Source organism: Streptococcus oralis (genome assembly GCF_001579025.1).
GTDB lineage: Bacteria > Bacillota > Bacilli > Lactobacillales > Streptococcaceae > Streptococcus > Streptococcus oralis_X.
Genome location: NZ_KQ970235.1, coordinates 320,479 through 328,623 on the forward strand (window position 1 = coordinate 320,479; position 8,145 = coordinate 328,623).

The following is an 8,145-nucleotide window of genomic DNA, read 5'->3' on the forward strand; positions in this document are numbered from 1 at the left end:
TATTTTCGTGATTATGAGGCGGGACTCGACCCTCATATCCCAGAGAACTACTTTAAAAATGATGATGTAAATGAGACGCCCTGTCTCTGTTGGTCTTCATCAGCTGCTCTCTTTTTCAGCAATTGGGTAAACTATGCAGTTTATCAAGAAACCCCTTTTGACTGGAGAAAGGTAGAGGATGATGCGGCTGAATTTGGATATTTATAAGAGGAATTATGACATATTTTGACGCTTTTAAATCAGGGAACTTGGTTTTGCCAAGTGCCCTGCTCTTGCATTTTAAGGAACTCTTTCCTTCCAGCGAAGATTTTCTGGTCTGGCAATTTTTCTATTTACAAAATACCACAGCCTTAGGAGATGTTTCACCTAGTCAGATTGCTGAAATCATTGGGAAAGAGGTGGCAGATGTCAACCAATCTATTTCGAATTTGACAGAAAATGGTTTGCTACAATATCGGACCATTGAACTAAATGGGGAAATTGAGCTGATTTTTGATGCTAGTTTGGCTTTTGAACGCTTGGATAGCTTGCTAGATAGACAAACTCCATCTGCAACTGCCCCAAACCCGCAGAATCAGTTGAAGGATCTGGTTGAAACTTTTCAGCAGGAATTGGGACGCTTATTAACACCATTTGAAATCGAAGACCTTTCTAAGACTGTCAAAGAAGACGGAGTTAAGGCGGATTTGATCAAGGAAGCTCTCCGAGAGGCCGTTCTCAATGGCAAGCCAAACTGGAAATATATTCAGGCAATCCTACGAAACTGGCGCCATGAAGGTATTCAGTCTGTGACTCAGGTAGAGGCCAAACGAGCAGAGCGAGAAGTCAACAATCCCAAACAAGTTCAGGCTTCGGCTGATTTCCTCGATGCCATGAATTTGTGGCAAGATTAGTCGCTTGAAAAATCTTGAAAATTAGAGTAAGGTTTGCAAGCTCCTTATAAATATGATAAAATAATAGAAAATAAAATGAAAAAAGAGGTATGTGAAATGTCACGTAAACCATTTATCGCTGGTAACTGGAAAATGAACAAAAATCCAGAAGAAGCAAAAGCATTCGTTGAAGCCGTTGCATCAAAACTTCCTTCATCAGACCTTGTTGAAGCAGGTATCGCAGTTCCTGCACTTGACTTGACAACTGTTCTTGCTGCTGCTAAAGGAACTAACCTTAAAGTTGCTGCTCAAAACTGCTACTTTGAAAATGCAGGTGCTTTCACTGGTGAAACTAGCCCACAAGTTTTGAAAGAAATCGGTACTGACTACGTTGTTATCGGTCACTCAGAACGTCGTGACTACTTCCATGAAACTGACGAAGATATCAACAAAAAAGCAAAAGCAATCTTTGCAAACGGTATGCTTCCAATCATCTGTTGTGGTGAGTCACTTGAAACTTACGAAGCTGGTAAAGCTGCTGAATTCGTAGGTGCTCAAGTATCTGCTGCATTGGCTGGATTGACAGCTGAACAAGTTGCTGCATCCGTTATCGCTTATGAGCCAATCTGGGCTATCGGTACTGGTAAATCAGCTTCACAAGACGATGCACAAAAAATGTGTAAAGTCGTTCGTGACGTTGTAGCTGCAGACTTTGGTCAAGAAGTTGCGGACAAAGTTCGTGTTCAATACGGTGGTTCTGTTAAACCTGAAAACGTTGCTTCATACATGGCTTGCCCAGACGTTGACGGTGCCCTTGTTGGTGGTGCGTCACTTGAAGCTGAAAGCTTCTTGGCATTGCTTGATTTTGTAAAATAATCTCAGTTATTCCAGACAGTCTGCTAAGACTGTCTTTTTTTTTAAAGACTGTATATTTTTCTTAAATTATCAGTCAATTACAACTTTTTTAATATGGGTTAATTTTCTTGCTTTTGTCTACTAGGAGTAGTATACTGAGATAGTAATCAATAAATATGGTTGCAAAAATAATATTATGAGGTGATCAATATGGTTGAATTGAAAAAAGAAGCAGTAAAAGACGTAACAACATTATCTAAAACAGCGCCAGTAGCATTGGCAAAAACAAAGGAAGTATTGAACCAAGCAGTAGCAGACTTGTATGTGGCTCACATTGCCCTTCACCAAGTTCACTGGTATATGCGTGGTCGTGGTTTCCTCGTATGGCATCCAAAAATGGATGAATACATGGACAGCCTTGATGGCTATCTTGACGAAATCAGCGAACGTTTGATCACCCTTGGCGGCAAACCTTACTCAACTTTGACAGAATTCCTTCAACACAGTGAAATCGAAGAAGAAGAAGGAGAATTCCGTAACGTTGAAGAAAGCTTGGAACGTGTTCTAGCGATTTATCGCTACCTCATCGCTCTTTTCCAAAATGCTTTGGATGTGACTGATGAAGAAGGCGATGATGTTACAAACGATATCTTTGTTGGTGCTAAGGCTGAACTTGAGAAAACAGTTTGGATGCTTGCAGCAGAACTTGGACAAGCTCCTGGTTTGTAAAATATAGTTGCTACCCCTTTTATCATGAGGTGCTTGATAAGTGCCCATGACCAATCATCTTTTAAAAGTCATGTAACTGTAAACAGTTGCATGATTTTTTTGTTTGCTGGACTTAGGACACATTGTCAAAAGTAGGATTTTACGGTATAATAGTTGCTGTTCAATAACATATGAATTTTAAAGAATAATTGTTAGTTTAAGGAGGACTTATGAACAACTTACCAAATTGCCCAAAATGTAATTCAGAATATGTCTACGAAGACGGAAGTCTCTTGGTCTGCCCAGAGTGTGCCTATGAGTGGAATCCTGCAGAAGTTGCAGAAGTAGAAGAAGGTGTTGTTGCTATCGATGCCAATGGAAATAAATTGGCTGACGGCGATACTGTAACCTTAATCAAGGACTTGAAAGTAAAAGGTGCGCCAAAGGATTTGAAACAAGGAACTCGCGTTAAAAATATCCGTATCGTAGAAGGTGACCACAACATCGACTGTAAGATTGATGGTTTTGGAGCTATGAAACTCAAGTCAGAATTTGTTAAGAAAATCTAGCCATGAAACTGAATTATAAATTTATCTTTTATAGTCGTGTCCTCTTGTTCTTAGCGGCATTTACAGGAGTTTATTTGGAGATTACCAAGCACGGTGGCTTTGGTATGCTCCTTTACTACACAGTGTTGTCCAATCTTTTGGTAACGATTTTCACGGGTTATCTGCTCCGTGTGATGAGCCGTTCAGATGAAAATTGGCAAAGTCCGACCTTGCTTCGTCTCAAGGGTGGTGTTACCATGAGTATCATGATTACCTGTGTGATTTACCATTTTATGCTTGCTCCGATTGCGACAGACTTTTACCGTGTGGAAAATTTCCTTTGCCACTATATCGTTCCACTCTGGTTTTTAGCCGACACCCTTTTCTTTGATAAACGGGGTCAATACAAGATCTGGGATCCAGTCTTGTGGACTATCTTGCCCTTGGTTTATATGATTTTTGCCTTGTTTAATGGCTTGGTCTTAAAACTCAATATTCCGAATTCCAAGGACAATCCCTTCCCTTATTTCTTTTTAAATGTGAACAAGGGTTGGGACGTGGTTATCAAATGGTGTTTGATCATTTTTGCGGCGTATATGGTTGCAGGCTTCATCTTCTATCTGATCAAGCAAATCAAGCGAAAATAGTCTTCCTATTAGGAAAGTTAGGACGGAGTCTCTAGTTCAATTGGGCTCCTTCTTTTCTTGCCATCTTCCTTTTAAAAGGATCAACAGTGAGAAATATACAGAAAGAAAATTCATGAAACAATATTTAGAACGGGCTAGTATTTTGGCCCTCTCCCTCGTTTTGATTACCTCCTTCTCCATCTCAAGTGCTCTGCCAGCCATGTTTGACTACTATCAAGGATACCCCAAAGAACAAATCGAGCTCCTGGTCAGTCTTCCTTCTTTTGGAATCATGATTATGCTGGTTTTAAATGGGTTTTTGGAGCGGTTATTTCCTGAGCGTCTTCAGATTAGTCTAGGGCTTCTCATCCTCTCTATAGGAGGAACAGCCCCTTTCTGGTATCAGGAATACAACTTTGTCTTTGCGATGCGGATTTTATTTGGCTTGGGTGTTGGGATGATCAATGCCAAGGCTATTTCTATCATCAGCGAACGCTATCATGGAAAGACACGGATTCAGATGTTGGGTCTTCGCGGGTCAGCAGAAGTTGTCGGGGCATCGATTTTGACTCTAGTGGTCGGTCAACTCTTATCCTTGGGATGGACAGTGACCTTCTTGGCCTACAGTGCGGGATTTTTAGTATTGATCCTTTATCTGCTCTTTGTCCCTTATGGGAAAGAAAAGAAAGAAACAAAGAAAAAAGAGGCCGAAACGACTCGTTTGACAGGACAGATGAAAAGCTTGATTTTTCTATTGGCTGTCGAAGCAGCAGTTGTTGTCTGCACCAATACAGCTATCACTATTCGTATTCCTAGTCTGATGGTGGAAAGAGGTCTAGGGGATGCCCAGTTATCGAGCTTGGTTTTAAGTATCATGCAGTTGATTGGTATCTTGGCAGGTGTGAGTTTTTCTTTCTTTATCTCTCTGTTTAAAGAAAGGTTGCTCCTTTGGTCAGGTATCACCTTTGGATTGGGGCAGATTGTGATTGCCTTGTCTCCGTCATTGGGTGTGATGGTAGTTGGAAGTGTTGTGGCAGGTTTTTCTTACAGTGTGGCCTTGACCACTGTCTTTCAGCTTCTTTCTGAAAGAATCCCAGCCAAGCTCCTTAATCAGGCAACATCTTTTGCAGTGCTAGGATGTAGCTTTGGAGCCTTCACGACACCTTTCATTCTTGGAGCGATTGGTTTGGTGACTCAAAACGGTATGTTGGTCTTCACCATTCTAGGCTGCTGGTTGATTGTCACTTCTATCTTTGTTATGTACGCACTTCAAAAGAGAGCTTAGGATTAATTTCCTAAGTTTTTCTTTTTAGGAATTTTGTACCCAGACAATTATTAGTTTTTAAACTTGTTTACACTTTTATTTCCTGATAAAATAGAAGTTATGACAAGATATAAAGCAACTATTTCTTATGATGGTTTTGCCTTTGCTGGTTTTCAGCGCCAGCCTCATGCGAGGAGCGTTCAAGAGGAAATCGAAAAAACCTTAACGAGACTCAATAAGGGGCAAGCCATCACTGTTCACGGTGCTGGTAGGACGGATAGTGGGGTCCATGCTCTGGGACAGGTCATTCATTTTGATCTGCCCTATCAGATGGATGAGGAAAAACTCCGTTTTGCTCTGGATACCCAATCTCCAGAAGATATCGATGTGATTTCGATTGAGATTGTGGCAGATGATTTTCATTGCCGTTATGCCAAACACAGCAAGACCTATGAGTTTATCGTGGATAGAGGACGTCCCAAAAATCCTATGCGTCGTCACTACGCTACTCACTTTCCCTATCCGCTTGATGTAGAGCGGATGCAGATGGCAATCAAAAAGCTAGAGGGAACTCATGATTTCACCGGTTTTACAGCATCTGGAACCAGTGTAGAGGACAAGGTTCGTACCATCACAGAAGCAAGTCTAACAGTTGATGAGACAGGCCAATTTTTGACCTTTACCTTTTCGGGAAATGGTTTCTTGTATAAGCAGATTCGCAATATGGTGGGGACACTGCTCAAAATCGGAAATAATCGAATGCCAGTTGAGCAGATTGACTTGATTTTGGAGAAGAAGGACAGGCAGCTAGCAGGTCCAACGGCGGCACCAAATGGCTTGTATTTAAAGGAGATTCGTTATGAAGAATAATCGTATTTTAGCCCTTTCTGGGAATGATATTTTTAGTGGTGGTGGTTTGTCAGCTGATTTGGCCACCTATATCTTAAACGGCTTGCATGGCTTTGTAGCTGTCACTTGTTTGACGGCCTTGACCGAAAAGGGCTTTGAAGTCTTCCCTACGGATGATACTATTTTTCAACATGAGTTGAATAGCTTACGTGATGTCGAGTTTGCAGGGATTAAGATTGGCCTTCTTCCTACTGTCAGTGTGGCTGAGAAGGCCTTGGACTTTATCAAGCAACGTCCAGGAGTGCCTGTGGTATTGGACCCCGTTTTGGTCTGCAAGGAAACGCACGACGTGGCTGTTAGTGAGCTCTGCCAAGAGTTGATTCGTTTTTTCCCTCATGTCAGTGTGATTACGCCAAATCTTCCTGAAGCAGAATTATTGGCTGGTCAGGAAATTAAAACATTGGAAGACATGAAAGCTGTAGCGCAGAAATTGCATGATTTAGGAGCGCCAGCAGTCATTATCAAGGGAGGCAATCGCCTCAGTCATGACAAGGCAGTGGATGTCTTTTATGATGGACAAACTTTCACTGTTCTAGAAAACCCAGTCATTCAAGGCCAAAATGCTGGTGCAGGATGTACCTTTGCCTCAAGCATTGCCAGTCACTTGGTTAAAGGTGATGAACTTTTACCAGCAGTAGAGAGCTCGAAAGCTTTCGTTTACCGTGCTATTGCACAAGCAGATCAATATGGAGTAAGACAATATGAAGCAAACCAAAACAACTAAAATCGCCCTTGTATCTCTTTTAACCGCCCTTTCAGTAGTCCTAGGTTATTACTTGAAAATTGGAACGCCAACAGGAATATTGACTCTCTTGGACGCAGGTATTTTCTTTACTGCCTTTTACTTTGGCAGTAAAGAAGGAGCTGTCGTTGGAGGACTAGCAGGATTCCTAATTGACCTTCTATCAGGCTATCCACAGTGGATGTTTTTTAGCTTGATAAATCATGGCTTGCAAGGATTTTTTGCAGGTTTTAAAGGGAAGTGGCAATGGCTAGGCCTTGTCTTGGCTACTATCGTCATGGTAAGTGGCTACGCCCTAGGTTCTACCCTAATGAATGGCTGGTCAGCAGCCTTACCAGAAATCCTTCCAAACTTCCTGCAAAATACCTTGGGTATGGTTGTAGGGTTTGTAGTTTTTAAGAGTGTCAAGAAGATAAAATAAAAAAGTCAGCTATTTAAGCTGACTTTTTGCTTGTCTCTAAGTTTAATCAAAATAAAGCAAATCTTTGCTGGTGCTGGTAAAGAGGTCAAATCCATCTTTGGTAACAACACCGCAGTCTTCGATACGAACACCGACTTTACCAGGGATATAGATGCCTGGTTCAACAGAGAAGCACATGCCTTCTTCGATGACCATGTCATTTCCTTCCATGATAGAAGGGAATTCGTGGACATCCATACCGATACCGTGACCGAGACGGTGGTTGAAGTACTCACCATAACCAGCTTTTTCGATGACTTCACGGGCGGCGCGGTCTACTTCATGAGCAGTCACACCAGGTTTGATAAAGTCAAGAGCAGCTTGTTGGGCTTCAAGTGTCAAGTTGTAAATGTCTTTCTTGAATTGGTCAGGCTTACCGACAGCGACCGTACGAGTCATATCTGAGGCGTATCCATTAACCATGACACCGAGGTCAAAGAGGAGAAGGGCGTCCTTTTCAACTTTGTTTGCACCAGGAATTCCGTGTGGATTTGCAGCGTTATCACCAGTCAAGACCATGGTATCAAAACTCATTTCATAGCCTTCACGCTTTAAGGCGAAGTCGATTTGGGCGATGATATCTGTCTCTGTTTTATCAAGAGAAATATTATCAAAACCAACATGAACAGCCTTATCAGCATAGATACCTGCAACCATCATTTTTTGCACTTCATCAGTTGATTTGATGAGGCGCATGTGTTGGATGCGAGGAGTGAGGTTTTCAAACTCAGCAGTTTCAAAAACTGTTTTCAAACCATGGTATTTTGTCAAGATGAGATTTTCAAACTCAACAGCGACACGTTTGAAATCGTGCTGAGGCAAAGCGTTTTTGATTTTTTGCCATGGGTTTTCAGAGTCCACATAGCCTACAACTGGGAAGGGAACAGTGCTGCTTGCACGTTCAACCTCAAGGGCTGGGACAAAGAGAAGCGGTTCCTGATTTGCTAGGACAAAAAGGAACATTTGGCGTTCATGGGGATCACTGTAAAAGCCAGTGAGGTAATTGATTGTGACGGGGTCAGATACGACAGCGACGTCTAGTTTTTCTGATTCAAGATATGTTACGATTTGTTGTAATTTAGACATATGCTACCTTCTTTCTACCTCTCTATTTTGGCAAAAAATGAGAGAAAATGCAAGGGGAGGGTAAAAGGAAACGAA

11 protein-coding genes are annotated in these 8,145 nt (G+C 41.8%); 10 read left to right on the forward strand and 1 reads right to left on the reverse strand.

Going from position 1 to position 8,145, the window contains the following annotated elements; translation table 11 throughout:
* The 10 genes from SORDD27_RS10095 to SORDD27_RS01510 form a co-directional block, all read left to right on the forward strand.
* Window positions 1–207: homoserine O-acetyltransferase/O-succinyltransferase family protein (locus SORDD27_RS10095; protein WP_231069262.1), on the forward strand; the 207-nt coding region annotated here is incomplete at its 5' end.
* An 8-nt stretch (window positions 208–215) separates the two neighbouring features.
* A complete protein-coding gene (locus SORDD27_RS01470) occupies window positions 216–893 on the forward strand; it encodes a DnaD domain-containing protein (protein ID WP_061426933.1) in 678 nt (225 codons plus the stop codon).
* Between the two features lie 96 nt (window positions 894–989).
* Window positions 990–1,748, forward strand: coding sequence for a triose-phosphate isomerase (gene tpiA, locus SORDD27_RS01475; protein ID WP_049490291.1), 759 nt, complete (start codon window positions 990–992; stop codon window positions 1,746–1,748).
* 189 nt (window positions 1,749–1,937) lie between these two features.
* Window positions 1,938–2,456 (forward strand): Dps family protein, encoded by a 519-nt coding sequence (locus SORDD27_RS01480; RefSeq protein WP_061426935.1) that lies wholly within the window; start codon window positions 1,938–1,940, stop codon window positions 2,454–2,456.
* A gap of 209 nt (window positions 2,457–2,665) precedes the next feature.
* Entirely contained in the window at window positions 2,666–3,004 is a 339-nt protein-coding gene (locus SORDD27_RS01485) for a zinc ribbon domain-containing protein YjdM (protein ID WP_001061600.1), read from the forward strand.
* Between the two features lie 2 nt (window positions 3,005–3,006).
* Window positions 3,007–3,630 (forward strand): Pr6Pr family membrane protein, encoded by a 624-nt coding sequence (locus tag SORDD27_RS01490; protein WP_061426937.1) that lies wholly within the window; start codon window positions 3,007–3,009, stop codon window positions 3,628–3,630.
* A gap of 112 nt (window positions 3,631–3,742) precedes the next feature.
* Window positions 3,743–4,894, forward strand: coding sequence for an MFS transporter (locus SORDD27_RS01495; RefSeq protein WP_049505236.1), 1,152 nt, complete (start codon window positions 3,743–3,745; stop codon window positions 4,892–4,894).
* Window positions 4,895–4,993: 99 nt separating this feature from the next.
* On the forward strand, window positions 4,994–5,743 hold the full coding sequence (truA, locus tag SORDD27_RS01500; RefSeq protein ID WP_061426939.1) for a tRNA pseudouridine(38-40) synthase TruA: 750 nt from the start codon (window positions 4,994–4,996) through the stop codon (window positions 5,741–5,743).
* Complete coding sequence (locus SORDD27_RS01505; protein WP_061426941.1) at window positions 5,733–6,506, forward strand: bifunctional hydroxymethylpyrimidine kinase/phosphomethylpyrimidine kinase; 774 nt, start codon at window positions 5,733–5,735, stop codon at window positions 6,504–6,506. Before truA ends, SORDD27_RS01505 begins: the two co-directional genes overlap by 11 nt.
* A complete protein-coding gene (locus SORDD27_RS01510; protein ID WP_061426942.1) occupies window positions 6,484–6,945 on the forward strand; it encodes an ECF transporter S component in 462 nt (153 codons plus the stop codon). The genes SORDD27_RS01505 and SORDD27_RS01510 overlap by 23 nt, the downstream gene beginning before the upstream one ends.
* A gap of 42 nt (window positions 6,946–6,987) precedes the next feature.
* Here the strand turns inward: SORDD27_RS01510 and SORDD27_RS01515 are convergent, their stop codons facing one another.
* Window positions 6,988–8,070, reverse strand: coding sequence for a M24 family metallopeptidase (locus tag SORDD27_RS01515; RefSeq protein ID WP_061426944.1), 1,083 nt, complete (start codon window positions 8,068–8,070; stop codon window positions 6,988–6,990).
* Between the last annotated feature and the right edge of the window lie 75 nt (window positions 8,071–8,145).